The sequence below is a fragment of the Carboxylicivirga caseinilyticus genome (assembly GCF_050589785.1).
GTDB classification, from domain to species: domain Bacteria; phylum Bacteroidota; class Bacteroidia; order Bacteroidales; family Marinilabiliaceae; genus Carboxylicivirga; species Carboxylicivirga caseinilyticus.
Genome location: NZ_JBNGOX010000052.1, coordinates 15,112 through 39,800, shown reverse-complemented (window position 1 = coordinate 39,800; position 24,689 = coordinate 15,112). Strand labels below are relative to the sequence as shown.

Annotated in this window: 22 protein-coding genes and 2 tRNA genes; 14 read left to right on the top strand and 10 right to left on the bottom strand. The window is 37.1% G+C overall.

What is annotated here, in order from left to right; genetic code table 11:
* Position 1: 1 nt before the first annotated feature.
* Together ACRD62_RS19970 and ACRD62_RS19965 are read right to left on the bottom strand one after the other, a co-directional pair.
* A tRNA-Tyr gene (locus ACRD62_RS19970) sits at positions 2–84 on the bottom strand.
* A 52-nt stretch (positions 85–136) separates the two neighbouring features.
* Positions 137–210: transfer RNA gene (locus ACRD62_RS19965), tRNA-Thr, on the bottom strand.
* Between the two features lie 312 nt (positions 211–522).
* Between ACRD62_RS19965 and ACRD62_RS19960 the strand changes: the two genes are divergently transcribed.
* From ACRD62_RS19960 to ACRD62_RS19950, 3 genes are read left to right on the top strand one after another with little or no spacing between them, the layout of a single operon-like run.
* Complete coding sequence (locus ACRD62_RS19960; RefSeq protein ID WP_430821885.1) at positions 523–1,062, top strand: DUF4199 domain-containing protein; 540 nt, start codon at positions 523–525, stop codon at positions 1,060–1,062.
* A gap of 5 nt (positions 1,063–1,067) precedes the next feature.
* Complete coding sequence (locus tag ACRD62_RS19955; RefSeq protein ID WP_430821884.1) at positions 1,068–2,018, top strand: glycosyltransferase family 2 protein; 951 nt, start codon at positions 1,068–1,070, stop codon at positions 2,016–2,018.
* Positions 2,018–2,740: a class I SAM-dependent methyltransferase gene (locus ACRD62_RS19950; RefSeq protein WP_430821883.1), complete on the top strand. Its 723-nt coding sequence runs from the start codon at positions 2,018–2,020 to the stop codon at positions 2,738–2,740. Before ACRD62_RS19955 ends, ACRD62_RS19950 begins: the two co-directional genes overlap by 1 nt.
* On the opposite strand, the gene ACRD62_RS19945 is transcribed toward ACRD62_RS19950, so the two are convergent.
* From ACRD62_RS19945 to ACRD62_RS19935, 3 genes are all read right to left on the bottom strand, one after another.
* Positions 2,735–3,181, bottom strand: a complete 447-nt coding sequence (locus tag ACRD62_RS19945; RefSeq protein ID WP_430821882.1) for an NUDIX hydrolase — start codon at positions 3,179–3,181, stop codon at positions 2,735–2,737. The two genes, ACRD62_RS19950 and ACRD62_RS19945, sit on opposite strands and share 6 nt — an antisense overlap.
* A gap of 71 nt (positions 3,182–3,252) precedes the next feature.
* Positions 3,253–4,158 (bottom strand): tRNA (adenosine(37)-N6)-dimethylallyltransferase MiaA, encoded by a 906-nt coding sequence (gene miaA, locus ACRD62_RS19940; protein ID WP_430821881.1) that lies wholly within the window; start codon positions 4,156–4,158, stop codon positions 3,253–3,255.
* Between the two features lie 15 nt (positions 4,159–4,173).
* Positions 4,174–4,713, bottom strand: coding sequence for an IS1096 element passenger TnpR family protein (locus tag ACRD62_RS19935; protein ID WP_430821879.1), 540 nt, complete (start codon positions 4,711–4,713; stop codon positions 4,174–4,176).
* A gap of 244 nt (positions 4,714–4,957) precedes the next feature.
* Between ACRD62_RS19935 and ACRD62_RS19930 the strand changes: the two genes are divergently transcribed.
* The 10 genes from ACRD62_RS19930 to cobA all read left to right on the top strand — a co-directional run bounded on the left by ACRD62_RS19930 (position 4,958) and on the right by cobA (position 15,613).
* Positions 4,958–5,407 (top strand): c-type cytochrome, encoded by a 450-nt coding sequence (locus tag ACRD62_RS19930; RefSeq protein WP_430821878.1) that lies wholly within the window; start codon positions 4,958–4,960, stop codon positions 5,405–5,407.
* 63 nt (positions 5,408–5,470) lie between these two features.
* Positions 5,471–6,712 (top strand): aminotransferase class V-fold PLP-dependent enzyme, encoded by a 1,242-nt coding sequence (locus tag ACRD62_RS19925; RefSeq protein WP_430821877.1) that lies wholly within the window; start codon positions 5,471–5,473, stop codon positions 6,710–6,712.
* Complete coding sequence (locus ACRD62_RS19920) at positions 6,702–7,862, top strand: BamA/TamA family outer membrane protein (protein WP_430821876.1); 1,161 nt, start codon at positions 6,702–6,704, stop codon at positions 7,860–7,862. Before ACRD62_RS19925 ends, ACRD62_RS19920 begins: the two co-directional genes overlap by 11 nt.
* A 196-nt stretch (positions 7,863–8,058) precedes the next feature.
* On the top strand, positions 8,059–8,478 hold the full coding sequence (locus ACRD62_RS19915; protein ID WP_321408744.1) for an RrF2 family transcriptional regulator: 420 nt from the start codon (positions 8,059–8,061) through the stop codon (positions 8,476–8,478).
* Positions 8,479–8,509: 31 nt separating this feature from the next.
* Positions 8,510–9,433 (top strand): cysteine synthase A, encoded by a 924-nt coding sequence (cysK, locus tag ACRD62_RS19910; RefSeq protein ID WP_430821875.1) that lies wholly within the window; start codon positions 8,510–8,512, stop codon positions 9,431–9,433.
* A 238-nt stretch (positions 9,434–9,671) separates the two neighbouring features.
* Positions 9,672–11,435, top strand: coding sequence for a diflavin oxidoreductase (locus tag ACRD62_RS19905; RefSeq protein ID WP_430821874.1), 1,764 nt, complete (start codon positions 9,672–9,674; stop codon positions 11,433–11,435).
* Between the two features lie 28 nt (positions 11,436–11,463).
* The gene (locus ACRD62_RS19900; protein WP_430821873.1) at positions 11,464–13,179 is read left to right on the top strand and encodes an NADPH-dependent assimilatory sulfite reductase hemoprotein subunit; all 1,716 of its coding nucleotides are present in this window, start codon (positions 11,464–11,466) and stop codon (positions 13,177–13,179) included.
* A gap of 9 nt (positions 13,180–13,188) precedes the next feature.
* Positions 13,189–13,419, top strand: a complete 231-nt coding sequence (locus ACRD62_RS19895; RefSeq protein ID WP_430821872.1) for a DUF2061 domain-containing protein — start codon at positions 13,189–13,191, stop codon at positions 13,417–13,419.
* 22 nt (positions 13,420–13,441) lie between these two features.
* Complete coding sequence (locus ACRD62_RS19890) at positions 13,442–13,924, top strand: precorrin-2 dehydrogenase/sirohydrochlorin ferrochelatase family protein (RefSeq protein ID WP_430821871.1); 483 nt, start codon at positions 13,442–13,444, stop codon at positions 13,922–13,924.
* A 27-nt stretch (positions 13,925–13,951) separates the two neighbouring features.
* On the top strand, positions 13,952–15,613 hold the full coding sequence (cobA, locus tag ACRD62_RS19885; RefSeq protein ID WP_430821870.1) for a uroporphyrinogen-III C-methyltransferase: 1,662 nt from the start codon (positions 13,952–13,954) through the stop codon (positions 15,611–15,613).
* A 73-nt stretch (positions 15,614–15,686) separates the two neighbouring features.
* Here the strand turns inward: cobA and ACRD62_RS19880 are convergent, their stop codons facing one another.
* Both ACRD62_RS19880 and ACRD62_RS19875 read right to left on the bottom strand, forming a co-directional pair.
* On the bottom strand, positions 15,687–18,164 hold the full coding sequence (locus tag ACRD62_RS19880; protein ID WP_430821869.1) for a TonB-dependent receptor: 2,478 nt from the start codon (positions 18,162–18,164) through the stop codon (positions 15,687–15,689).
* A 396-nt stretch (positions 18,165–18,560) separates the two neighbouring features.
* Positions 18,561–19,043 carry a Dps family protein gene (locus ACRD62_RS19875; RefSeq protein WP_430821868.1) on the bottom strand — a complete coding sequence of 161 codons (483 nt, stop codon included), beginning with the start codon at positions 19,041–19,043 and terminating at the stop codon, positions 18,561–18,563.
* 129 nt (positions 19,044–19,172) lie between these two features.
* Here ACRD62_RS19875 and ACRD62_RS19870 point away from each other — a divergent pair, with 129 nt between their 5' ends.
* Positions 19,173–20,120, top strand: coding sequence for a hydrogen peroxide-inducible genes activator (locus ACRD62_RS19870; protein ID WP_321408756.1), 948 nt, complete (start codon positions 19,173–19,175; stop codon positions 20,118–20,120).
* Here ACRD62_RS19870 and ACRD62_RS19865 read toward each other — a convergent pair.
* The 3 genes from ACRD62_RS19865 to ACRD62_RS19855 form a co-directional block, all read right to left on the bottom strand.
* Complete coding sequence (locus ACRD62_RS19865; protein ID WP_430821867.1) at positions 20,117–22,171, bottom strand: hypothetical protein; 2,055 nt, start codon at positions 22,169–22,171, stop codon at positions 20,117–20,119. The genes ACRD62_RS19870 and ACRD62_RS19865 overlap by 4 nt on opposite strands.
* Before the next feature lie 109 nt (positions 22,172–22,280).
* Positions 22,281–23,282 (bottom strand): 2-hydroxyacid dehydrogenase, encoded by a 1,002-nt coding sequence (locus ACRD62_RS19860; RefSeq protein ID WP_430821866.1) that lies wholly within the window; start codon positions 23,280–23,282, stop codon positions 22,281–22,283.
* 105 nt (positions 23,283–23,387) lie between these two features.
* Complete coding sequence (locus tag ACRD62_RS19855; protein ID WP_430821865.1) at positions 23,388–24,596, bottom strand: cation:proton antiporter; 1,209 nt, start codon at positions 24,594–24,596, stop codon at positions 23,388–23,390.
* Between the last annotated feature and the right edge of the window lie 93 nt (positions 24,597–24,689).

Below are 24,689 nucleotides of genomic sequence, written 5' to 3'. Positions count from 1 at the left end.
GTGGGGAGAGCAGGATTCGAACCTACGAAGACATAAGTCAGCGGAGTTACAGTCCGCCCCAGTTGGCCACTTTGGTATCTCCCCAATTGCATTCAATATTTTAAAATTTTCCGGTAACCCTTTGGTTACTTATCGGAGCCGGTGGAGGGACTCGAACCCCCGACCTGCTGATTACAAATCAGCTGCTCTAGCCAGCTGAGCTACACCGGCAGGGTGGGTAAGCTACCCACATCGCACTGCTACAACCGTCTACCCTTGCTGCCGTCAAGCCCTGGGGGAATTCAACAGGAGCTAGTCGTATGAGACTTACCCGTGTTTGTGATTGCGGATGCAAAAGTAAAACAAAACTCAATTCCTGCAAATAATATGCACTACTTTTTTTGTCTTGTTTCTGTAAAATGGTGAAAATGAAAAACAAAATTTTACATCTTTTTTCATTCAGACTTATTCTTTAACCAAATGAAGGCTGTTTCAAGTGGATTTTGTAATTTAGTTGAATTATAAATTTTAAAAACCCTGATTATGGAAAAAACAAATGCACCTTGGTCGAAAACTGCTTTGACTTACGGAATTTATTTAGGTGTGATCTCAATTCTTTATTCGGTTATTATCTATGTTGCCGGTATGATTGGTAATAAACCACTAAGTTATGTTTCTTACCTTATAACAATTGGTATTTTAATATGGGCTATGTTAACGTATAGAGATAAAGTTAATGGTGGTTATATGAGCTACGGAACAGGTGTTGGTCTTGGGTTTATGACAGCCTTGATTGGTGGAATATTAGGTTCTATCTTTTCCTACATTTTAATGACTGTTATTGATCCATCTATCCCGGATCAACTTTTTAATATGGCTATAGAGGAAGCCATTGCTAAGAATCCAGAGGTTGAGCAGAATTTGGATATGGTGGAAGGAATGATGAGAAAAATGATGAGTCCAACAGCACTTGCTCTTTTTGGTGTAGTTGGATCTGCTATTGGAGGCGTAATTATTTCTCTTATCTTAGCTGCCATCTTCAAAAAAGACAAACCAATGTTTGAAGAAGCACAGGCTGAATAGAGAATATGGATTTATCGATAATTGTACCATTATATAACGAGGAAGAATCGTTAAACGAATTATTAAGCTGGATCCGACGAGTAGTTGACTCGTTGGATCTTTCTTATGAAGTATTGTTTGTAGATGATGGAAGTTCAGATACTTCATGGAAGGTAGTGGAAGAGTTGAAGGAGTCGAATCCAATGGTACGAGGCATCCGCTTTAGAAGGAACTATGGAAAGTCAGCAGCTCTTTATTGTGGCTTTGATGCTGCTGAAGGTAATGTGGTGATAACCATGGATGCTGATCTTCAGGATAGCCCTGATGAAATACCGGAACTGGTTCGTTTGGTGAAAGAGGGAGGTTATGATCTGGTAAGTGGATGGAAAAAGAAAAGATTTGATCCAATTGGCAAAACCTTACCGAGTAAGCTGTTTAATAGAACCGTTCGCATGGTTTCCGGTATTAAACTGCATGATTTTAATTGTGGCTTAAAGGCTTATCGAAAAGAAGTAATTAAAAGTATTGAGGTTTATGGTGAGATGCACCGCTATATTCCTTTGATTGCAAAACAGGCTGGTTTTTCAAAGATTGGCGAGAAAGTAGTGCAGCATCAGGAACGCAAATATGGAGTTTCCAAGTTTGGTATAGAGCGAACGGTTAAAGGATTTCTGGATCTGCTGTCAGTAACATTTATCTCTAAGTTTGGTAAGCGACCAATGCATCTTTTTGGAACCTTGGGTACTTTAATGTTTGCCGTGGGTTTTGGTTCTGCACTTTGGTTAGGGGTTCGAAAACTTTGGGCTGTTTATCACAATATATCGGCTCCATTGGTTACTGAGAGTCCATACTTTTATATTGCATTAACTTCAATGCTATTAGGAACGCAACTTTTTTTGGCTGGTTTTCTTGCTGAGTTGGTTTCTCGTAATGGATCAGAACGAAATAAATACCATATATCAGAAACGATCGATTAATGGAGTTTTATAGTAACATATCCGAGATGTATGATCAGCTGTTTCCCTTTAATGAGAAGCAGCTTTTATTTGTAGAGAAAGCAGTTAGTGGTAAATTAGCTCAAAAATCTATTCTTGATATGGGTTGTGGAACCGGTTCTTTGGCGATTGCAATGGCTCGGAGAAGTGCAAAAGTAAGAGCTTTTGATTTTGACGAGAAGATGATTGCCAAGGCGGAAGAAAAGCGTCCGCAAGCCCTGGATTTGCAATTTCGTAAAGGAGATCTGCGTACTTTTTTGGATGATTATCCATCAATGCTTTTTGATAGTATTTTGTGTTTGGGAAATACTATGGTTCATCTGGATGAACAGGCTGATGTGCTGAAGTTATTCTGGAATGTTAAAAATAAACTGAAACCCGGTGGAAAGTTTATTTTCCAGATCGTTAATTACGATAGGGTGTTAAGTCAGAATGTTGATCATTTGCCGATGATTGAATCAGGTGATCTGAGTTTTAAAAGAGATTATATCCACCGTCGTGATGGAAAGATAACCTTTAATACAACTTTAAGTTTTAAAGGAAATACGATAACTGAAAATCAGGTTGAATTACTTCCGTTGTTAAAAAGCTGGCTGGAAAAACCACTAAAAGATTTGTTCTCAAGAGTTGAATTCTATGGAGGCTTTGATCGATCTGAATGGAATGAGGAAACCTTTCATTTAGTAGTTGAGGCAACTTTATAATTCTTTTAGCATCACAGCTACTTTTTTGTCAATTGCGAAAGTTAGTTCTTCAGCTTTTAATTGATCAATATTTTTCCATCTAAAACTTTGTTCCCCTTCTATATCTTTTATATCAAAGGGTTTATCAGATGTTTTAATTTCTTTCCATTGATCAGATTCAACGAGATAATAGATGCTGATTAATTGAGTATTCTCAAAAAACAGAGCCTTCTGAAAGTAATCGGTGGTATAAAAATGCTTTTTGATTTCAATCGCTATACCCAGTTCTTCATCGAATTCGCGTTTCAGACAATCAATGGTTCCTTCTCCATATTCTAATCCTCCTCCCGGAAATTTGCACATATACATACCCATGCGGTGCTCATCTGTGAGTAAAACTTCGTTGCTAGGATTTATTAAAAGTCCATATACTCGAAGGTTAAAAGGTTTATGATAGACCATTTAAAGAAAGAAAAACACCGGGCCTGAAAATGTAAACCGCGAGCAAGGCTATGCGTAATTGGCCCGGTGGGTTAAACAAAAATTTGTTGTTCTACAAATGTAATAATTTCATCAGCATCTTTGGGGTGAAACCAGTGCATTTCTTTGTCACGGAGAAACCATGATAGCTGTCGTTTTGCATATCGCCTGGAATTTCTTTTGATCAGTTCGATAGCTGTCTGAGCATCGTATTCTCCGTCCCAATGGGCAAAAATTTCTTTGTAGCCTACTGTGTTCAAGGCATTTTCGTTTTTAAGATGGTAGAATTGACGGGCTTCATCAAAGAGGCCATCCTTTATCATCATGTCGACGCGATGATTGATTCTGTTGTATAGTTCATCACGATCCATGTCGAGCCCAATTCTGATGATGTTAAAGGGGCGTTGACGTGTGGAGTTCGTACGTAGTGCGCTGTATGGTTTTCCGGTCATCAGGCAAACTTCAACGGCATGCATAACACGTTTGTGATTTTTCAGATCAACTTCGTTGTAAAAGTCAGGATCGAGCATTTTTAATTGTCTTCTGATGGCATCCAGGCCTTCTTTTTCGTACAGGTCCATTACTTCCTGACGAAGTTCAGGGTCGATGGTGGGCAGGTCATCGATACCTTTACAAACAGCATCAATATACATCATCGAACCACCTGTTAAGACAAGTGTGTTGTGTTTTTGGAATAGTTCTTCAGAAAGTTTCAATACATCCTGTTCAAATTGCCATGCATTGTAATAGTCGCTTACAGAATGTGTGCCTACCATGTGGTGTGGAACAACAGCTAATTGTTCTTTGGTGGGAGCAGCAGTTCCAATTTTAAGATCTTTGTAAATCTGACGACTGTCAGCTGATATAATCTCAGTGTTGAAATGTTTTGCAATTTTTAAACTGGTATCAGTCTTTCCAATTCCGGTTGGTCCAACCAATACCACCAGGTGTTTTGTCATTTCGGCAGGCAAATGTTAATAGTAATCAGAATCTTCACTTTCGAAATCTAAGTCGTCCAATGACGAAAAATCCAACGAATCGATTGAGCCATCAAACTCATCTTCATGAAAATTTATTTGCTCTTTTCTTATATTTCCGGTTAAATCGCCCATTTGGATTTGTTCAGGAGCTTCACCGTCATTTCTATAGCACATTGGTTTTTCAAGATCGCCATCAGCGGTATTAACCACTTCAATGAAAAAAGCGCGTTCTGAGAAAAAATCAAATACGTAAAGCATTCGCTGACCAACTTCATAAATATATTCAGTCAGCATGGTGTCCTGCATTGTTCTTAAGTTGGCCGAGTCAATATCAGCCATGTCAAAGAGGGTAATTTCAGTTTCCTTATTCCACTCTTTGTCGGTCGTAAAAAACGAGGCCATCTGTGTAGCGTCGTATTTTAGTAATTCCTGTATAAAATTATGGAGATCAGCAAATGTGAGTTTGTCATCAACAGCAATCTCCTTCACAAAATCGTCCTTCTCGTCTGATAATAATCTAAGGTAAATGATCATATATCCTCAGTTTTTTGTTGCGTGCTTGTTGTCTGACCTGCAAAAGTACTAAAAAGAATGTTTACAATTTTTATTTTTTGCATGTCTATTGTCGGGTTAATAACGTTTGTGCGTTTGCTTGGTTTCAAAAGAGTGATTATATGGATATTTTTATGTTTGAATGGAACGTTTTATTGTTTTAATTGTTGCAATGATTAAGATGAATAAACTCTTTTTATTTAAGTGAATCATTTAAAAGTAAATTATGAATTGGAATAACTTATTCAAATTTGTGTTTTTATTTGTTGTTATAAGCTTGGTGGGTTGCGGGCAGTCTAAGAATAATGGAGCTCAGTTAAATGTAGCTAGTAACCAAACTGAGTCTGCTTTGCTAAATACTAATGATAACGGAGAGTTGTCGTATAAAAAACATTGTATGTCTTGTCATCAGAAGGATGCAGGGGGTATACCAAAGATGTATCCACCGCTATCAAAAAATAGTGTTATATCAGGTGATAAGGATAATCTAATTAAAATAGTTCTGAATGGTATGTCTGGTGAAATTGAGGTGGATGGAATTAAATATAATGGGGTGATGGCTAGTTATCGAAATTTATCAGATGCAGAAATTGCTTCGGTTTTAAATTATCTGCGTTCCAACTTTGGTAATGAAGGTGAAATGATTACTCCAGCTCAAGTTAAAGCATTGCGTTAATAGTATGATTCCTTAGAATCACTACTTTTGTTACTGACAAAACAAATTACTTAGGTTTCTCAAATGAAAAATGATAAAAAGGGTTTTGTAACCCGTTCACTACATACGCCTTATCCAAAGCAAGATGCTTATAATGCACTTCATATGCCTGTTTATGATGGTGTTGCTTATGAATTTGATAGTGCAGAAACAATTGAAGAGGTCTTTGCAGGAAAGCAGGTGGCTCATGCATACTCAAGAACATCTAATCCAACAGTTGAATACTTTGAGCATAAAATGAAATCGGTGACCGGAGCACATGCTGTTGTTGCCTTGTCTTCAGGTATGGCTGCAATATCGAATGTGCTTATCGGTTTGGTTGAGAATGGTGGTAATATTGTTGCATCCAATCATCTTTTTGGTCATTCATATGCCTTACTGAAACAAACATTGCCCTCGTTAGGGATTGAGGTGCGATTTGCAGATATGACAGATGAAAAAGTTGTTGCTGACGCTACAGATGAGAAGACCAGAGTTTACTTTTTCGAAACGATAACCAATCCTCAACTTGAGATTGTTGATATTGAGAAGATATCGCAGCTTGCTATTCAGAACAATGTTGTTGTTGTGGTAGATAGTACTATTACACCACCCTATGTTTTTGAATCTAAGAGATTTGGGGTTGATATTGAGGTTATGTCAACGACTAAGTTTATTTCGGGAGGTGCTGCTGCATTTGGAGGGGTGGTGATTGATAATGGTACTTTTGATTGGAGTAAATTACCTGCCTTGAAGGAGTGGTCAGCTAAATTTGGTCAGAATGCTCTTGTTGCCCGGATACGCAAGGAGATCTTCAGGCACCTTGGAGGTACCATGACTGCTCATACGGCTCATTATATGAATATGGGTCTCGATATTATGGCTTTAAGGGTAAATAAATGTGTTGAAAATTGTAGGGCTCTGGCTGAGTATTTTGAGAGTCATTCCAAAATAAAATCATATCGATATCCCGGATCAGACACCCATGAAGGTTATGATTTGGCAGTTAAGCAGTTTGAGGGTAAGCCTGGAGCTGTGATGACATTTGATTTGGAATCGCAGGAGGCGTGTTTTCAGTTTTATAATCGATTGCAATTGATACGTAGAGCAACCAATCTGAATGATAATAAAACATTAGCCATTCATCCGGCATCTACTATATATGCTGAGTTTACCGATGAAGAGAAGAGAGAAATGGGAATCCGATCAACGATGATTCGTTTATCAGTTGGTATTGAGGATTCTGAAGATATTATTGCAGATTTTAATCAGGCTCTTGACTTCTAATATATTATATCGAAGCAAATTTATTTGGCTGGCAGTTTTATTGCTTCTGTTTCAGAATGTATGGTCGCAGAATGATACGGTTAAGACAAATCTGTTGGAGTGGGGCGTTGGGTTGGCAGAAGAAGTGTTGGATGCGGTTACATGGGAGAAGGGAAGGCATGTGGTTTCGGTTTATCCAGCAGCAGGTTATTCTCCACGCACAGGAATTGAAATTGGGGTTATGCCAGTCTGGCGAATCGGATCTTTGAATAAGGAGATGAATCGCCCAACTACTCTGGCGTCATCATTTCAGGTATCAACAAAAGGAATGTACGAAGTTAAGCTCGACTTGATTTCATACTGGAGAAACAATTGGTCGTTAAGCTCCAAACTCCAATATCTTTTTCTGCATGATGAGTTCTTTGGAATAGGCAATGGAATAAAAGCGGAACCTTTTACTCAATACGATTTAAATTCATTTGTATTTACTTCAGATATTGCCAAAGGATTAAATGATCAGTTTTTTATTGGATTAAGGCTCGATTTTAACAGTAATAGGCATGATAATATTGAAGGTGGTTTGTTGAATGAGCTTATATCAGGATATAAGGGCGGTTGGGCTAATGGAATTGGACCTGTGTTTATATTCGATAATCGAAATGATGTATTGTATCCTGAAAAAGGATGGTTAATTACAGGATCGACTCTTTTTTATAATAATTATTTGGGAAGTGACTTTGATTTTAATTTGAGTTTAATTGATATTCGACGTTATTTTCCTATTCTAAAAGAGAATAATATTCTGGCAGCTCAGCTGGTCTTGAATTCTTCTTCAGGAAATGTACCTTTTTACAAATTGCCATCTGTTGGAGGTAAGTATAATCTCCGCGGAATTCCTCATCCCTATAAATATATTGATAAAGCAAGCTGGTTTACTCAGTTTGAATGGCGTCAGAAAGTTTGGTGGCGTATTGGTGCTGTAGGTTTTGGTGGTTTAGGTAAGGTGATGCCTGATTTTAGTTCCTCCTGGTTTTCCGATCTTCATGCTGTTGCGGGTTTTGGGTTGCGTTTTCAGGCTTTACCAAAGGATGGTTTGAATTTTAGAATGGATTATGGTTTCTCAAACCATAATGAGAGTGGGGTATTCTTTACGATTCGGGAAGCTTTTTAATTTCTTTGATCTTAATTTACTTAATCATATCAATAGCATATGATTAAAATTCATTGATGAAAAATATTTATTTATTTGAAAATTAAAGTCTTGTGTTATATCCTATTGTAAAAATAGGATTAATACCGGATTAATCATTTGTTTTTTATAAGACTTTGATTGATATTTGCCTATGTAAATAGTAAATAAGTAGGATATGTTTCCAAAGAAGGTATATTATGGATTAAGATTTGTTCTGGCTCTAGCAATTCTGCCTGAAGGTAGACTGAGAGGAGTGGCGGAGATAGCTGAGAATGAAGATCTGCCGTTGAAATTCCTTGAGGCTATTGCAGTTATCCTTCGCAAGAAAGGAGTTGTTGATGTTAAAAGAGGAGCCGGAGGAGGTTATTTTTTGGCGAGGCCATTAAAGGATATTACACTGTATGATTTAATGAGTGTTTTGGATGAGAAAATGGAAAAGCCTATAGAAAAAGAAGGAAATAATGCCAATATAGCTTCGGCTATATTTCTCCAGGAAGTCAAGGACGAATATGATGAGGTTTTGAAAACTTTTACGCTTGATAAGCTAAAGGCGCACTATAAAGAAGAAAATGATCACATCATGTATTATATCTAAAAAAAAGTGATAACCATAAAATATTAAAACCATGAGCAAAATAGCTGAAAACGTTACCGCCTTGATAGGTAACACACCGTTGGTAAAAGTAAATAAGTTAGCTGAAGGAGCTTCAGCAGAGGTAGTTGCCAAGTTGGAATTTTTTAATCCGGCAAGTTCGGTAAAAGATCGTATTGCATTTGCAATGATAACTGATGCCGAGAAAAACGGAAAGATAGATAAAGACACAGTATTGGTTGAACCAACCAGTGGAAATACTGGAGTAGGTTTGGCTTTTGTAGCAGCTGTGAAGGGTTACCGCCTGATTCTTACAATGCCCGAAAGCATGAGTATCGAACGTAGAAAGTTGCTGAAAAAATTTGGTGCTGAGCTGGTTCTTACACCAGCTGAAAAAGGCATGAAGGGAGCCATTGAAAAGGCAAATGAATTATCTGAAGAGTTGCCTAAAGCATTTATTCCTCAGCAGTTTAATAATGCTGCCAATCCTGAGGTTCACAGAAATACAACTGCCTTGGAAATTTGGAATGATACGGATGGTAAAGTTGATATTTTTGTTGCAGGTATCGGAACAGGAGGTACGATTACCGGTGTTGGCGAAGTTTTAAAACAGAAGAATCCGAACGTAAAAGTGGTGGCTGTTGAGCCAGAATCTTCACCTGTTTTATCGGGTGGAAATCCTGGACCGCATAAAATTCAGGGTATTGGAGCGGGTTTTGTTCCGGGTGTTTTAAATACCGAAGTTTATGACGAAGTGATTCGTGTATCAAATGAGGATGCCATTGAAACAGCACATCATGCTGCGGTATGCGAAGGTATTCTTTGTGGATATTCTTCAGGTGCTGCTCTTTGGGCTGCATTAGAGGTTGCAAAACGTCCTGAGAATGCTGGTAAAAGAGTTGTAGTTGTACTACCGGATACAGGCGAACGCTATTTGAGCACATTTAATATCGATTAAGGATATCAGATTCAAAGGGCATTTTTTAACCACATTACAAATGTCCTTTGAATAGCATTCATTAACCATAAATACACCGTTATGAATAGTTCGATTATATCCATTTCTGCTCTCTCCAAACGAATGCCCTGAGGGGCTTCATAATCCATTTGCAAACAAGTCGGTTTGCTCTTTACTTCTAAAATTTTTTTGTCGACGAGTTATCGTCATGGGATTGTATTATCTAAATTATAAGTAAATGTCAAATATAGCAGGTAGCAATGTTTTGCCAGTCGAATTATTGGGGAAGGCAGATGAACTGGTTAAAGAGTTATCAAAAGATCAGTTGATTTGGTTAGGAGGATACTTATCTGGTATTGGACTTCAAAATGAAGGAACCATTGTTGATGTAACACAATCAATTGCTGAATCTACCTTAACTATCCTTGTGGGATCACACTCGGGAAATTCAAATATTGTTGCAAATGCAATACAAAATCAAGCAAGTTTAATTGGGGTGAAAGTCGAGGTGAGTAATATGCTTGATTACAAAGTGAAGAAACTGAAAGATGAATCAAATGTAATAATTGTTGTTTCTACACACGGTGAAGGAGAACCTCCTGCAGCAGCTGAAGAATTATACAAGGTTCTGGATACAAAAAGAGCTGGCGATTTATCAGGTGTTAATTTTGCAGTGATTGCTCTTGGAGACAGTAGTTATAAAAAGTTCTGTCAGACGGGTCTCGATTTTCATGACCGACTCATTTCAAGAGGAGCTAAAGCATTGGCCGAAGCAGTTTTACTTGATGTTGATTTTTTGGATCAGCTTGAGACTGTTGTTGCCGGTACTTTGGATTTGTTTGGGTCAATAAATACCGTTTCTAAACCTCAGATTTCTTCAAAAAGTACAATTGTATCTACAGCTAATAAAATTCATCAGGCTGAAGTGCTTGACAAGGTGAATCTAAATGGCCGAGGATCAAAGAAAGAAACCTATCACATAGAGCTTTCATTGGAAGATTCGGGATTGGAATATGAACCAGGTGATGCTTTGGAAGTTTTTGCCATTAATAATGAAGAGCTGGTTAATCAGATTATTACCAAGCTTAGCCTTGATAAAAAGCAGCAAGTTCAAATAAAGGATGAAACGGTATCATTGGCTGATGCATTAAAATACCATCGAGAAATAACAGTTGTGACATTGCCCGTTATTAAAAAGTTATCGGCTTATGTGAATGAATCAGACCTTGATACTTTACTTGATAACATTGATGAATTGGATGTTTATCTCGAAGGTCGCGATTTGTTTGATGTGATAACTGATTATGATTTCAAACTGAATGCTCAGCATTTGGTCGACTCTCTTCGATCTTTTATGCCACGGGCTTATTCTATTTCTTCAGCTCAATCGGAGGTTGGTGATGAAGTGCATATAACTGTGGGAGCTGTTCGTTATGAAAAAAATGACAGGTTGCATGAAGGAGCTTGTTCTGTGTTTTTGGCCGATCGTATCGAAGTGGAAGAGAAAGTGGGAGTAAGGGTAAAAAGAAATGAAGGTTTTAAGTTACCTGAACAGGATAAATCAATAATAATGATTGGCCCCGGAACAGGCATTGCTCCATTCAGATCATTTATTCAGGAACGGGCTGAGCAAAGTGCTGAGGGTAAAAACTGGTTGATTTATGGAGATCAACATTTTGAAACTGATTTTCTGTATCAGGCAGAATGGTTAAAACATCGGTCAAACGGTGTGATTAATAAAATTGATGTGGCATTCTCACGCGATCAGGAAGAGAAAGTATATGTTCAGCATCGATTACTTCAGAAAAGCAAAGAAGTATATAAGTGGTTAGAGGATGGAGCCTACATTTATGTGTGTGGTGATAAAAACAATATGGCAAAAGACGTTAGAAATGCTTTCCTCGAGATTCTTCAAAATGAAGGTGGATTGAATAAAGAGCAGGCAGAAGAGAAACTATTTGAATTACGAAAGTTGAATCGTTATCAGGAGGATGTTTACTAACCTCATTTACCACACTTAAATATAAATCATGACCAAAATTAAAAATATACCCCAACCGCAGCAATGGAAACCATCGGAGGTTGAGCATATTAAAATTAAAAGTAATTATCTGAGAGGAACATTAGTTGAAAGCCTTGATGATTCTATAACAGGAGCCATTGCTCCGGATGATACCCAACTGATCAAGTTTCATGGTAGTTATCAGCAAACAGATAGAGATCTGGATGATGAACGAAAGCGTCAAAAGCTTGAGCCATTATACAGTTTTATGATCAGGGCACGTATGCCGGCTGGCGTTTCATCATCACAGCAATGGATTGCCTTTGATAAATTATCAGATCAATATGGTAATGGTACATTGAAGTTAACAACACGCCAGGCTTTTCAATTACATGGTATCATTAAACGAAATCTTCGTCAGACAATGAAAGGTATCAATGATGCTTTGCTCGACAGTATTGCTGCCTGTGGCGATGTGAACCGAAATGTGATGAGTACTTCTAATGAAGGCTTATCTCCTGTTGTTGTTGAACTGGCAGCATTTGCCAATACTATCAGTGACCATTTGTTGCCCAAAACAACTGCATATCACGAGATATGGTTGAATCAGAAATTAATAGCCGGAGGTGAGCAGGATGAGGAGCCAATTTATGGAAAAACTTATTTGCCGCGTAAATTTAAAATTGCCATAGCTGTTCCGCCCTATAACGATACCGATGTTTTTGCCAATGATATAGGATTAATAGCCATTGTTGAAAAGGATCAGTTAATTGGATATAATGTAGCAGTTGGCGGTGGAATGGGTAAAACATACGGTCTTGCCGAAACCTATCCTCGTTTGGCTGATGTTATTGGTTTTGTAACGAAGGATAAAGCTCTGGATGTGGTTGAGGAAATCGTTAAGGTGCAACGTGATTTTGGCAATCGTGAAAATCGTAAACTGGCCCGTTTGAAGTATACAATTGATCGAATTGGTATTGATGCTTTTGTAAATGTTTTAGAAACACGATTGGGGTTTGAGCTGGAAGCATCAAAACCGTATCATTTTGAGAGTAATGGTGATGTTTTTGGATGGAAAAAAGCTGCCGATGGTAAGTGGTTTACAGGTTTGTTTATTGAGCATGGCAGAATAAAAGATACCGAAACCTTAAAATTAAAGGAAGGATTACGAAAAGTGGCTGAATTACATGCCTGTGATTTTCGTTTAACTGGAAACCAGGGGTTGGTTTTGGGCAATATAGCAGAAAGTAAGAAAGAAAAGATTCAAACCATTTTAGTGGAATACGGGATTGGAGAAGGAGAAAAATTGAGTGGTTTACGAAAGAATGCCATTGCTTGTGTAGCACTAAATACCTGTACCATGGCTTTTGCTGAGGCAGAGCGTTACTTGCCAAAGCTCATTGATAAACTGGATTTGCTTCTTGCGAAAACCGGGCTAACGAATGATGATATTCTTATTCGAATGACTGGTTGTCCAAATGGATGTGGCCGTCCGTTTTTAGGTGAGATTGGATTGGTAGGACGAGCACCTGGAAGGTATAACTTGTATCTGGGAGCTGGTTTCTCAGGAAATCGATTGAATACTCTTTACAAAGAGATGGTTGATGAAGATGAAATCTTAAGCTTGTTGGAACCATTGTTCAAACAATATTCTGAGGAAAGATTAAGCGGAGAACGCTTCGGAGATTTTGTCATTCGAAAAAAGATAATTAGTCCGGCTAATGAGATAAAAGTGGTAAAATAATCTGCAGCTATGAAGGAAAAAAGATACAGGAGCATTGTTAAAACTATCTCATGGCGAATAACCGGAACGATAGATACTTTTCTGGTTTCGTACCTGATAACAGGGAAAGTGGGAATTGCAGCTTCCATAAGTGGTGTAGAGGTTTTTACTAAACTGTTGCTTTATTATTTACACGAGCGTGTATGGAACAGAATTAAGCTGGGACGAGAAAAGATGGCAGATCCGGAATATCAGATTTAGAAATTATTTAATGTATTGAGATATGAATTTTTTACCGGTTGCAATTGACATAGAAAGAGAGTCCATTTTAATAATTGGAGGAGGAAAAGTGGCTATCCACAAAATAGAATCTCTCGAAAAGTTTACACATAATATTAAAATAATTGCGTTAGATGTTGTTGATGAAATCAGGGAAAGAGGATTTATCGAGATCGTTGAAAAAGCTTACGAACCTGCCGATTTAAAAGGTCATCTATTGGTATATGCAGCAACCAATAACCACGAACTCAATAGTCAGATAAGGGCTGATGCTTTAAATTACAGATGTCTGGTAAATGTTGTTGATAAACCTTCCAACTGCGATTTTATTTCACCTGCCATCTATAAGAAAGATCAAATGACGGTAGCTGTCAGTTCAAATGGTGAAAATGTTTATGCAGCTATTAACTGGAGAAATAAAATAAGAGAATTAGGAGAGAATGGAGAACTTCCGGAAGTAAAGTCTAAAGAAGAGTCTCGTTTTTAATTAGTAACCATTAAAACCATTCATATTATGTACGAAGTCATTTTAAAAAGCTATGAGCCGGTTTTGGATAATGTTTTGCCTGAGATTGAATCAGCATTGCCTGCTCAGACTAAACTTCAGTGGAATTTTGCCAATGCCAAAAAGCGTTTGGGAACAGAAGAGCTGATGATGTTGTACATGGGAGATGTTGATTTGGTTTTAGTTCAACGGGATAAGATTGATGTGACTTTGCCCGAGGGGGTAAAAATACAGGCTGTATTAAACGGACCTGAGAAAGAGACGTTGGTTCTTATTTCGCTAAAGGAATTGCAGTTCGATTTTTGGTCAATTGATCAGCGTCGAAAATATGGTCAGGTTCATATTGTAGGATTTGGTCCGGGTAATCCGGAGCTACTTACTATTAAAGCTCATCGTTTATTACAGGAAGCTGATGTAATATTCTATGATGATCTGATTGACCAGACTTATTTAGATCAGTTTAAGGGTGAAAAACGTTATGTCGGTAAACGCAAAGGTCAGCATAGTGCACGACAGGAAAATATAAACGAACTACTTTATCAGGCTGCGATTAGCGGAAATAAAGTGGTACGTATAAAAGGTGGTGATCCGCTTATTTTTGGAAGAGGTGGAGAAGAATATCATTATTTAGATCAACGATTTATTGAAGCTGAAATAGTGCCGGGCATTACTGCTGCATTGGCAGCAGCGGCAGATGGTGTTATTCCTCTTACATCAAGAGGATTAAGTACGTCGGTGGCATTTGCTTTAGGACATGATGCCTTACATAATAACCTGCCGCACGCTGATACATTGGTGTTTTATATGGCGGCGTCACAACAAAAGAAATGGGCGAAAAGGTTGATTAAGGAAGGTTGGCCTGCTAATATTCCTGTGGCAGCCATACGAAATGCATCTTTGCCAGCAAAAGAAATTAAACGATATACACTTGATCAGTTGCAGCGTGAAGAAGAATTGCTACCTGCACCTTGCCTGGTGATTGTTGGACATACAGCAACTGAAAATGTGAAATCTCTTGGTCAGAAATGGCTGTATACCGGTTCTGATGTAAATGATTATAAGGATGGAGGTATGGTTGTTCATAATCCGATGATTGACATCAAATCAATAGAACCTAATCATTGTGAAATTGATTTACTAAAAAATCTCAACACATTTGACCGGTTGATTTTTGCGAGTCCTTTTGCTGTTAAGGAGTTTTTTAAAGCTTTATATAATCTGGGATTGGATGCCAGAGCTTTGCATGGACTTAAAATTTCATCTATCGGTCGTTCTACCTCAGCCAAATTAAAGAAATATGGACTTCGAATTCCTCCGGAGACTTCACAAAATAATATTGCGGCCATGTTAAAGGTTTTTGAGAATGATGAGGTGAGAGGAGAACGGATTTTGTTGCCTTGTTCGGTTCAACGATTTGAGAAGTTGCCTGAGGGGTTAAGATTACTGGGTAATAAAGTAAAGGAACTTTGTTTATATGAGAATATGATTCCCGAAAATGCAGTAAGACATAATCTGGATGAATTTACAGGTGTTGTTTTTACCTCACCAACAACCATTAAGCATTTCTTTGAGTTTTATGGTTCATTTCCTTCTCATTTGGTTCCAATATGTCGAGGTGAAACAGCAGAACATATTTTTAGTCAGTTGTATAAAGAAGTTTTTGCGAGTTAATAATAGTTTGATATTGTGTTTAGAAAAGATCTGCAATTCCAGATCTTTTCTTTTTGCATCAATGTTTATTGCTTTAATTAAATGAATATCTTAAAGTTATACCATAAGTTCTGGGATCTCCAAGTACAGCGGCATAATGTCCGGCATTTCCACCAGCAGGTAAAAGCTGTTCAAAATAGTTGGTATCAAAGATATTCCGCCCCCATATAAAAGTGGTTAATCCTTTGCTTGATCTGAATCCGATACGACTGTTTATGAGTGAATATCCATCAATATTCAAATACTTCGAAGCTGAAGGACTGGATGAAAAGGATGATCGGTAAAAAATATCAGCTCCGAAGAAGTATTCTCCGTTCTTCGTCATGAACCTGCCAGTCTTAAAAAGTTCCATATTTACTGTCGTTGCCCAATTTGAAATACCAGGGAGAGTCTCACCTGAAATATCCTTATAATCTGCACCTCCGGTTTCTTCAAGTGGTACGGGTGCATTTTTAAAAGATATATATCTGCCATCATTATAACTGAGTGATGAGTTTATTCGGTAGAAACTACTGCTGCTGTAATACATTTCGATTTCAACACCATCCACCTGTACTTTTTCAGCATTGGCCAAATAACCTCTCGAAACACCTAGTTCAGCTGAACGCACATTGGTTTGATAATTATTTATATGGGTTGAGTAAACTGTTATATTAAGGTCGATACCTTTTATTGGATTCGATTTGATACCTAATTCAAAATGATTAACCTTTTCAGGCTTAATGACAGCTAATTCCAGCATTGGTTCTCCGTTTTCAGAAGGAATTCCACCCAGATTTAAACCAACAGGTTTAAATCCTAACGAATAGGTTCCAAACAGATTGGTTGAAGGCAAAAGTTGATGTTTCAGAGTAAGGTTACCGGATAGATTCCAGTCATCAGTATTAGTTTGAAATGAAAGTGGTTTAAATACTTTTCGCTGTAATTTGATTAAATCAGGATTATCGGTTTCTAAACCACCGCTTACTGTTCTTTCAAAATCCACTTCTTTCATATCATAGTTTAATCTAAGTCCAGGTAAGATACTTAGTTTTTCAGTGATGTTCCATTCCAGTTGTCCAAATAAAGCTCCACTGAAATTATTAAAACCGGGTTTGGTTTCTTGTGTGTATCCATCTAATAAACCGGGTGTTTGCCATAATGGGTCTTGGGTATCCTGGACAAATCGCCATTGATCCGAACCTGCTTCCAATATATGTGCTCCATCCGCTCGCAGTTGTTGATAGAATGCAAAAAGCCCGATAACTCCACTGATATTATTGTTGAAATCACCTGCATATCTAATTTCCTGGGAATATTGATTGTGAAAAGAGGGCGCCTGAGATCTTGCTATAGCCGATAAACCGGTAAAATCCCTGTCATTGGATGGATCCCAGTGCCAGTATCTCCAGGCAGTTGTTGCAGTTAATGTTCCACGGGTAAATTCCCGGTCAATATTGAATGTAATACCACCCATATCCTGGTTGGAACTCCAGGGAGTATCATGGTCGATTATTCTGTCGAATGGGTTTTGACTTGGAAGATGGTAGTTCAAATCTGCAATAATGTTTTCGAATTGTCTGAATTCAGCTCGTTGTGTTGGAGCAACACCTGCAAATACCTGTGCGTATCCATCGGGTCGTTGACGGGTAAAATCTGCAGAAAAAATCATCTTGAACTTATCTTGTGGTATATATAAAAACTGACATCTTACTCCTTGGTTATTAAGTGTGTTGGTGAATTTTTCTGTTGCAGTATTGTAGATTGTACCATCGCGTTGTGTTCCGCTAAATGATATTCTCATAGCCAGTAAATCTTTAATTATAGGGCCGGTTACCGAGCTTTTAGTTTGTATGAATCCATAATTACCAAAAGATTGTTCAAATGTTGCCGCGTTTTCAAAAGAAGGAAGTTTACTTGTAATATTAAACGTCCCTGCTGTTGTATTTTTTCCAAATAAAGTTCCTTGCTGTCCTCTTATTACTTCAATCTGCTTAACATCGATAAAGTCTAAAGTGGTTGCAGCAGGGCGGGCATAATATACCCCGTCAACATAAAAACCAACGCCGGGATCAATACCATCATTTGTTAAACCAAAGGTTGATCCCAGTCCTCTGATGTTTAAAGTAGTATTTCGTGGATTGGATGAATAGAGCTGGACAGATGGAACCAGTTCTTTAATCCTGTTTACATTAAAAGAGACTGAATTACCTATTTCCTTAACACCTATAACAGCAATAGGAATTGGAACTTTTTGAAGTTCTTCCTGCCTTCTTCGTGATGTTACCGTGAATTCGTTTAATGAGGTGCTGCTCGATTTTAAATAGATCACTTGTGCATCACCAGTGTTAATTTCAATCTCGTTAGTAGTATATCCCAGATAAGACAGTACCAGTGTTACAGGTAATGCCTTATCAGTTTCAAGTGTAAATTCGCCATATTCGTTAGTAATTGTTCCTGTTTGTGAATCTTTGATTTGAATAGCAGCTCCAATTAGTGGATCAGATGTGCTTTCATCATAAATTTTGCCCACAATATTTGTTTGAGCAAATAAAGGAAAAATACAAGCTAACAATAGTAAGCATATTAATAGTGTTGTTCTTTTCATCATTTTCGTTTTCGAATTGATCCTTCTTGTGTAAGCATCAAAACACGGTTTGTATTTAAAAAAATGTGTTCGAAAAGTACAATCTGATAATATTCTCAACAATTAATTGAGTATTAAAATGTTGATATATAGCGTATTTTGGGTGTAAGTACGTAGTTAAGGTAGTATAAATACGTAATAGTAATTGTTCTAAAAAACCAGAGATATATAAGTCTCTGAAAGTATCTTGAGTTGGTATTAATGGTCATTCATTCTGAGCAAAACAAGAAAGACCTGCCAATAGTGGCAAGTCTTTTTCATGTAGGTTAAAAATATGCGGTCTTATGATCTGCTTAACCAGGCTTTTAGCATCCACATCACTTTCTCCTGTTGACTAATATAGTCCGTTAGTAATGTTAAAGTACCTTCGTCTTCAGCTTCCTGAGCAACAGGCAAAATGCCTTTTTCTAATCGAACAATGGTAGCAAGATTTTCCAAAGTATTTTGCATGCATTCTATTCCGTTGGATACGTTCTTTTGCTCGGCAATTTCACTCTTGATGATGTAATCATTAAAAGTGTGAAGGGGAGTTCCTCCTAAAGTTAATATTCGCTCTGCAATCTCATCTATCTTAAGTACAGCATCATCGTACAATTCTTCAAATTTTGTATGAAGTTCAAAGAATTTTTCTCCTTTTACATTCCAGTGAAAACCTCTCAGATTCTGATAGTATAACTGGTAGTTTGCCAAAAGTCCGTTTAATTTATTTGTTAGATCTATGCTTTGTTCAGTTTTCATTCCAAGTAGTTCATTCATCGTTTTCATAATATTGTGTTTTAATTGTTTATATATCTTGTTTCATTTTGTATTACAAATGTATCAAGTTATACATCATCAATCAAATAGATAATTTTTATATTTGTATCGATGATATTTATATAAATTGAAATTCAAATGCTTGGACTTAATCTTCAACAGATAGAATATTTAGTAGCTGTAGATAATTACAAACAATTTACGGTTGCAGCTGAAAAATGCTTTGTTACACAGCCTACTTTAAGTATGCAGATTAAGAAGGCGGAAGAACAATTAGGAATTGTAATATTCGACCGGTCGAAACAACCCATCGTTACAACGCTCCTGGGTAAGAAGATTGTAGATCAGGCTCGTAAGATTTTAAGTGAATACAATCGGATGGAGGAAATTGTACGTGAAGAATCGGGCAGGATAGAGGGAGATCTTACTGTTGGTATCATTCCTTCACTGGCACCTTACCTGTTGCCTCGTTTTGTGGGGGCTTTTAAACGTGATAATCCATTAGTCACTGTTTCGTTTAAAGAAATGGTAACGGAGAGGTGTGTTGAAGAACTTGAACATGATTTGCTGGATGCTGCTATTCTGGTAACGCCATTGCACGAACATGGAATTGTAGAACAGCCTCTTTTTTATGAGGATATATTGATTTATGCCCATCCTGATCATGCCTTATATAGCAAAGGGCATTTAAAAACAGAGATGCTCGATTCGGATGGTTTATGGTTAATGGATGAAGGACATTGCTTTCGCTCACAGGTTCTCAACCTTTGCGAAGTGAAAGATGAAATGCGAAAAGATATGCCGGTTAACTTCGAGAGTGGATCGCTCGATACGATACGTAAACTGGTAGATGCTGAAGGAGGATATACTTTACTTCCCGGCCTGGCTGCAGAAGAGTTACCTTTTGAGATGCATCGAAATATCAAAGAATTTGAATTGCCTGTTCCGGTTCGCGAGGTCAGTCTGGTTTATTCCCGTTCATTTTATAAAAAAATATTACTCGAAAGACTTATTGAATCAGTTAAACAGCAAGTGCCTGAAGAGATGCTGGATAAATCAAGAGGATTGGTGGTTGAATGGCGTTAATCATGCATTATGTATTGGAATAATAGCTTTGATTCTTCCTCTTCTATAGCTTTAGGAAATAGGATGTTATGACTGTCAATTGAAATAGGAAGTCTTTGTAAAAATGCTAATGCACGTAGCATTGCTAGGTATTTGTTATTCTCTTTTGAATAATTTTGAACGTTCAGTTTTTGCCTGATTTCTGATGGTAATTGTGATAAACGTGTTGCAACCGGATCAGTGAAACTGGTAATTGTAATCCTTTTAGAATCGCCATTAATTATAAGATCAGCTTTTACTAATCGCTGTTTACCAAATTGGGTTAGTGGAAGTTCGAATTCTCTTTCTATGTATTTATAATGTTGAGTTTTGCTATTTATAGCAATGGCAGGTTGAATAATGATTTCAATATCAATTGATGGCAAAGAATCATTAAGGGCATCAATAATAAGGTCCTTTTTTATAGAAAATTCATCAGGATTAAAATAGTGTTTAAGCTGAATGGTATCAACCTTTATTGCTGATGATTCAGGTGTTTTTATTTCTGGAGAAGAGACCGTATTTGCCAGTAATTGTATTTCGTCGCGTTGTTCTCCAAGCAGACTGTACGAGGCCGATAGTAAGTCTATTTTAACTTCATTGGGCTTGATTGAATCCGGAAATACCAGGTCCTGACTGGCTATGTTAAACCAAACACCATTAGCAAAATAATAAATGCCATCTTTTTTTTTCCAGCTTTGAGGATTCGGGCCAAGTAAAGCTTCCATCTTCTCAATTTTGCGTTGAGCGTTATCTAATTGCTTGTATTCTTTGGCAACTTTGTCTTCCAGCTCTTTTATTCTAACTTCCTTTTTGGTCAGATTTGTTAAATGAGAATCAATCAATGTTCGACGATAATTGATAGCGGTTTCCGAAATGGGTTTCATTTTTTGTAAACTGTCAATCTCAAGTCCCAGTTTCTCCAATCTACTTTCCATATCAGCTTTGCTTTGATACTCTTTTTTAAGAATTGCCAGGAGTGAGCCTTCAGATTTTAGTTCAACTAATGGTTTATCAATCAATTCTTCTTGTAATTGTTTAATTCTGTCGATATATGAAATACCTTCACCTTCGGTAGCATCAGGAGATAACATTTTTGTTTTAAAATCAGAAAACAAATGATAACTCTTGTTATTGCATGTAATAACTACTAAAGGTTTAAATGTTGAGTTCAAACCCCATAATGAGAAATGAAAAGCTTTTCCATCATCATTGGATAATTTAATGACTGTGCTGCGTATGTCTTTCGGACTCACCATATTATTGTGAGCAACTAACTCATAAGTAAACAGTCCAATTGCTTTTCCATACCAGGACTTGTTTGATCCATCCGGATGAGGTTCAGTCTCATATAGCAAACCTGCTGTTCCGCTCCCTTCCCCGGCAGCCAGCATCAGTAAATGATCAAACTTATTGGCTGGATTAATAAGATTGAAGTAAGTCTTACTGCGTTTCTCAATGGTTTTGTTCAACTCAATTCGCCATTGATTCATTACGTGTTGCTGAGTTTTGGGTTCAAGTTTAAAATCATTCAGTTTTTGCAGTTTAATCTTGAGAGGTAGAGATGGATGTATGATTGTAAAAAGAATTTCATCCATCTTTTTATCCTTCATTTTAGAAGGTAAATTTTTGGAGAGTTTTGTTTTAAAAATGAGATAAAGCTTATCTGCATATTGTTCGTTGTTTACAATGGTTTTTAATTGCTCGTTTAACTCATAAAGCGCCAAAAGGGTGGAGGCTTCTGCTATTAAACCCGGATCAGTCAATGCTATTCCTGACCAATCGATTTGTAATGAATCTGGGTTATTTATCTGGTAATATTCAATTGCATTGTAGTCAACATATGATTTATAGGCAGTGTGTTGAATGAATTTTTCCTTGTTAAATAAAAAGTACTGATGAAGGTTGTGATAAAGAACAGGTGTTTTTTGAACGATGCGATAAAGATATGCTCTTTGTTGAGGATTAAAGGATTGTGCAAAAATTGAATTGCACATCAGAACAAGCAGAAGCAAAAAGAATAATCGATGCATTCATTCCCGGGTTTGAAAGTTGAAGATAGTATTTTTAACGGAATGTGAAAGGATATAAAAATGCCACCTGTTCGGCTCAGGTGGCATACTTAATCGATTTTAATATTATTTATTTGGATGCTGCCTTAGGAATAACATCATTGGCAGTTTTACCATCTTTCAAAAATGTTTTAACGTTTTCAAAAGTTGTTTCGGCAATATTCATTACTGCTTCTTTGGTGAAAAATGCCTGGTGGGCAGTAATCAATACATTTGGAAAAGTTTGTAATCGTACAAATTTATCGTCCTGTATCACTGTTTCAGAATGATCTTCAAAAAATAATTCTTCTTCCTCTTCGTAAACGTCAAGGCCCAGATATCCAACTTTCCCTTTTTTTAATCCATCAATAACAGCTTCTGTATCAATTAAAGGGCCACGACTGGTATTAATAATCATCACTCCGGTTTTCATGGCTGCAATGGCATATTCATTAATCATATGAAAAGTCTCATAAGTCAATGGACAGTGTAATGAAATTACATCGCTTTGTTTATAAATATCATGTAATTCTACATATTCAAGTCCTGCCTTTTGCAGCTTTTCGTTCGGAAACTTATCGTAAGCCAATATTTTGCAACCAAATCCTTTTACTAAATTGATAAATATCTCGCCAATCTTACCGGTACCGATAACACCAACTGTTTTTCCATGCAAATCAAAACCAAGGAGTCCGTCCAATGCAAAATTACCATCTCGTACGCGTGTGTATGCCCTGTGAAATTTACGATTCAGACTTAAAATCAACCCTAAAGAATGTTCAGCAATGGCATACGGCGAGTATGCAGGAACTCTAACCACGTTTATACCATGTTGCTGTGCTGCCTCTATATCTACATTGTTAAAGCCGGCGCAGCGCAAAGCTATCTGTTTAACACCATTGGCTTTTAAACCTTTAATGATTTCTTCATCAACCGTATCATTTACAAATACACAAACAGCATCAAATCCTTTGGTTAATGGGATGGTATTATTATAAAGTCTGGCTTCGTAATAGGTTAAATCGTATTGGTATTTGGTATTTAGTTCATTAAATGAATCAACAACCCATTTACGGCTGCTGAATACTGCCATTTTTATTTTTCTTGTCTTATTGTCTTCCATATTATCAATAATTCGGTAATGTTTGTTGTCTTAGAGGAGTTAGTTAAATTATAACAATCAAAGGTGAGAATCGATTTATATTTCACCAGCTTTTTTTAATGATAATCTTGAAATAAGCGGACCTGATATTTCATGAATTAAGGCAGCACCAATAACAACTCCAATTATAGTGGAAGCTAAGTTGCTATATTCCGGATCTTTCGTCAGAAGGATAGACAGACCAATAACAATTCCTCCCTGAGGGATTAATCCTCCAGCTGCAAATCTTTTGACTTTAGCATCTATTTGCATAAATGAGGAGGCAAAGAATATACCACCAAATTTACCTATAGCTCTTGCAATAATATAAATTGCAATGATGGAAACACTTCCGGCCACAGATGACAGTTGAAGATGCAATCCGGATAAGGAAAAGAATATTACAAAAATTAATTCATCAGTGTAGCGTTCAATTAATTTAAATATTTTACCTGCCATCGGATTAAAATTAATCGTGACAGCACCTAATGCCATTGTTGCCAACAACGATTCGAATCCAAAATATTCCGAAATACCATAGGTAAGTAATATTTGCCCAAAGGTTAAAACAATGAGGGATCCTTCTGTTTCTTTTTTTACCAATTTAACAATGAAAATAAATAGAATGCCAACCAAAGCTCCTATTAGAAGTGCAAAACCAATATCAACACCCATTTCAATTAGTTTATGCCCAAGCTGAATATCATTATTGCCTAAAAAATAAGGTGCGAAAGCAGCAACTAAGGTATATATGATGATTCCAACCAGGTCGTCGAAAGCTGCAATTTGTAACATGGCACTGCTAACCGGACCTTTTGCCTTGTATTCGTGTATAACAGCCAGTGTGGCAGATGGATCTGTCGGAGCGGCTAATGATGCCAATAGTAAACTGACGGCAATTATAATGTAAAAGGATATATACAGGTTGGTGAAGAAATAGAGCCAGCCAAGTAAAAACAGAAATACGGAAAGGAAAGCGAATAACGATTCACTAACTGTTAACCATATTATAGATTTGCCGGTCGCTATTAAATTAGCTGACGACAAACTACCCCCAATTGAGAATGTAATAAAAGCAAGAGCAATGGTTAGAAGGGGATCGGTTTGTGCTACAAATTCGTTGTGCATAATACCTGTAACATCCGGATTTAACAGTATTCCTGCTAAAATATAGCCCGAAATTTTAGGTAGCTTTATTTTTTCGGCCAATTCACCAAGTATAAAACCTGTAAATACAAGAATGCCAATACTTAGAATGATATTCATAAGCTATGTGTTTACTTAAATTAAGATGACCAAGACTTAGTGGTCAATTAAAAACTGCGGGGTAAAAGACTCTACCATTATAACAGTTTTCTA

Bases quoted from the DNA above. Each gene is read 5' to 3' on its own strand.
- ACRD62_RS19875 (WP_430821868.1), bottom strand. From the start codon at position 19,043: ATGAAAACGATGAATGAACTACTTGGAATGAAAACTGAACAAAGCATA.
- cobA (WP_430821870.1), top strand. From the start codon at position 13,952: ATGTACGAAGTCATTTTAAAAAGCTATGAGCCGGTTTTGGATAATGTT.
- ACRD62_RS19905 (WP_430821874.1), top strand. From the start codon at position 9,672: ATGTCAAATATAGCAGGTAGCAATGTTTTGCCAGTCGAATTATTGGGG.
- ACRD62_RS19935 (WP_430821879.1), bottom strand. From the start codon at position 4,713: ATGATCATTTACCTTAGATTATTATCAGACGAGAAGGACGATTTTGTG.
- ACRD62_RS19930 (WP_430821878.1), top strand. From the start codon at position 4,958: ATGAATTGGAATAACTTATTCAAATTTGTGTTTTTATTTGTTGTTATA.
- ACRD62_RS19870 (WP_321408756.1), top strand. From the start codon at position 19,173: ATGCTTGGACTTAATCTTCAACAGATAGAATATTTAGTAGCTGTAGAT.
- ACRD62_RS19915 (WP_321408744.1), top strand. From the start codon at position 8,059: ATGTTTCCAAAGAAGGTATATTATGGATTAAGATTTGTTCTGGCTCTA.
- ACRD62_RS19945 (WP_430821882.1), bottom strand. From the start codon at position 3,181: ATGGTCTATCATAAACCTTTTAACCTTCGAGTATATGGACTTTTAATA.
- ACRD62_RS19925 (WP_430821877.1), top strand. From the start codon at position 5,471: ATGAAAAATGATAAAAAGGGTTTTGTAACCCGTTCACTACATACGCCT.
- ACRD62_RS19860 (WP_430821866.1), bottom strand. From the start codon at position 23,282: ATGGCAGTATTCAGCAGCCGTAAATGGGTTGTTGATTCATTTAATGAA.
- ACRD62_RS19955 (WP_430821884.1), top strand. From the start codon at position 1,068: ATGGATTTATCGATAATTGTACCATTATATAACGAGGAAGAATCGTTA.
- ACRD62_RS19855 (WP_430821865.1), bottom strand. From the start codon at position 24,596: ATGAATATCATTCTAAGTATTGGCATTCTTGTATTTACAGGTTTTATA.
- ACRD62_RS19900 (WP_430821873.1), top strand. From the start codon at position 11,464: ATGACCAAAATTAAAAATATACCCCAACCGCAGCAATGGAAACCATCG.
- ACRD62_RS19890 (WP_430821871.1), top strand. From the start codon at position 13,442: ATGAATTTTTTACCGGTTGCAATTGACATAGAAAGAGAGTCCATTTTA.
- cysK (WP_430821875.1), top strand. From the start codon at position 8,510: ATGAGCAAAATAGCTGAAAACGTTACCGCCTTGATAGGTAACACACCG.
- ACRD62_RS19895 (WP_430821872.1), top strand. From the start codon at position 13,189: ATGAAGGAAAAAAGATACAGGAGCATTGTTAAAACTATCTCATGGCGA.
- ACRD62_RS19865 (WP_430821867.1), bottom strand. From the start codon at position 22,171: ATGCATCGATTATTCTTTTTGCTTCTGCTTGTTCTGATGTGCAATTCA.
- ACRD62_RS19950 (WP_430821883.1), top strand. From the start codon at position 2,018: ATGGAGTTTTATAGTAACATATCCGAGATGTATGATCAGCTGTTTCCC.
- miaA (WP_430821881.1), bottom strand. From the start codon at position 4,158: ATGACAAAACACCTGGTGGTATTGGTTGGACCAACCGGAATTGGAAAG.
- ACRD62_RS19960 (WP_430821885.1), top strand. From the start codon at position 523: ATGGAAAAAACAAATGCACCTTGGTCGAAAACTGCTTTGACTTACGGA.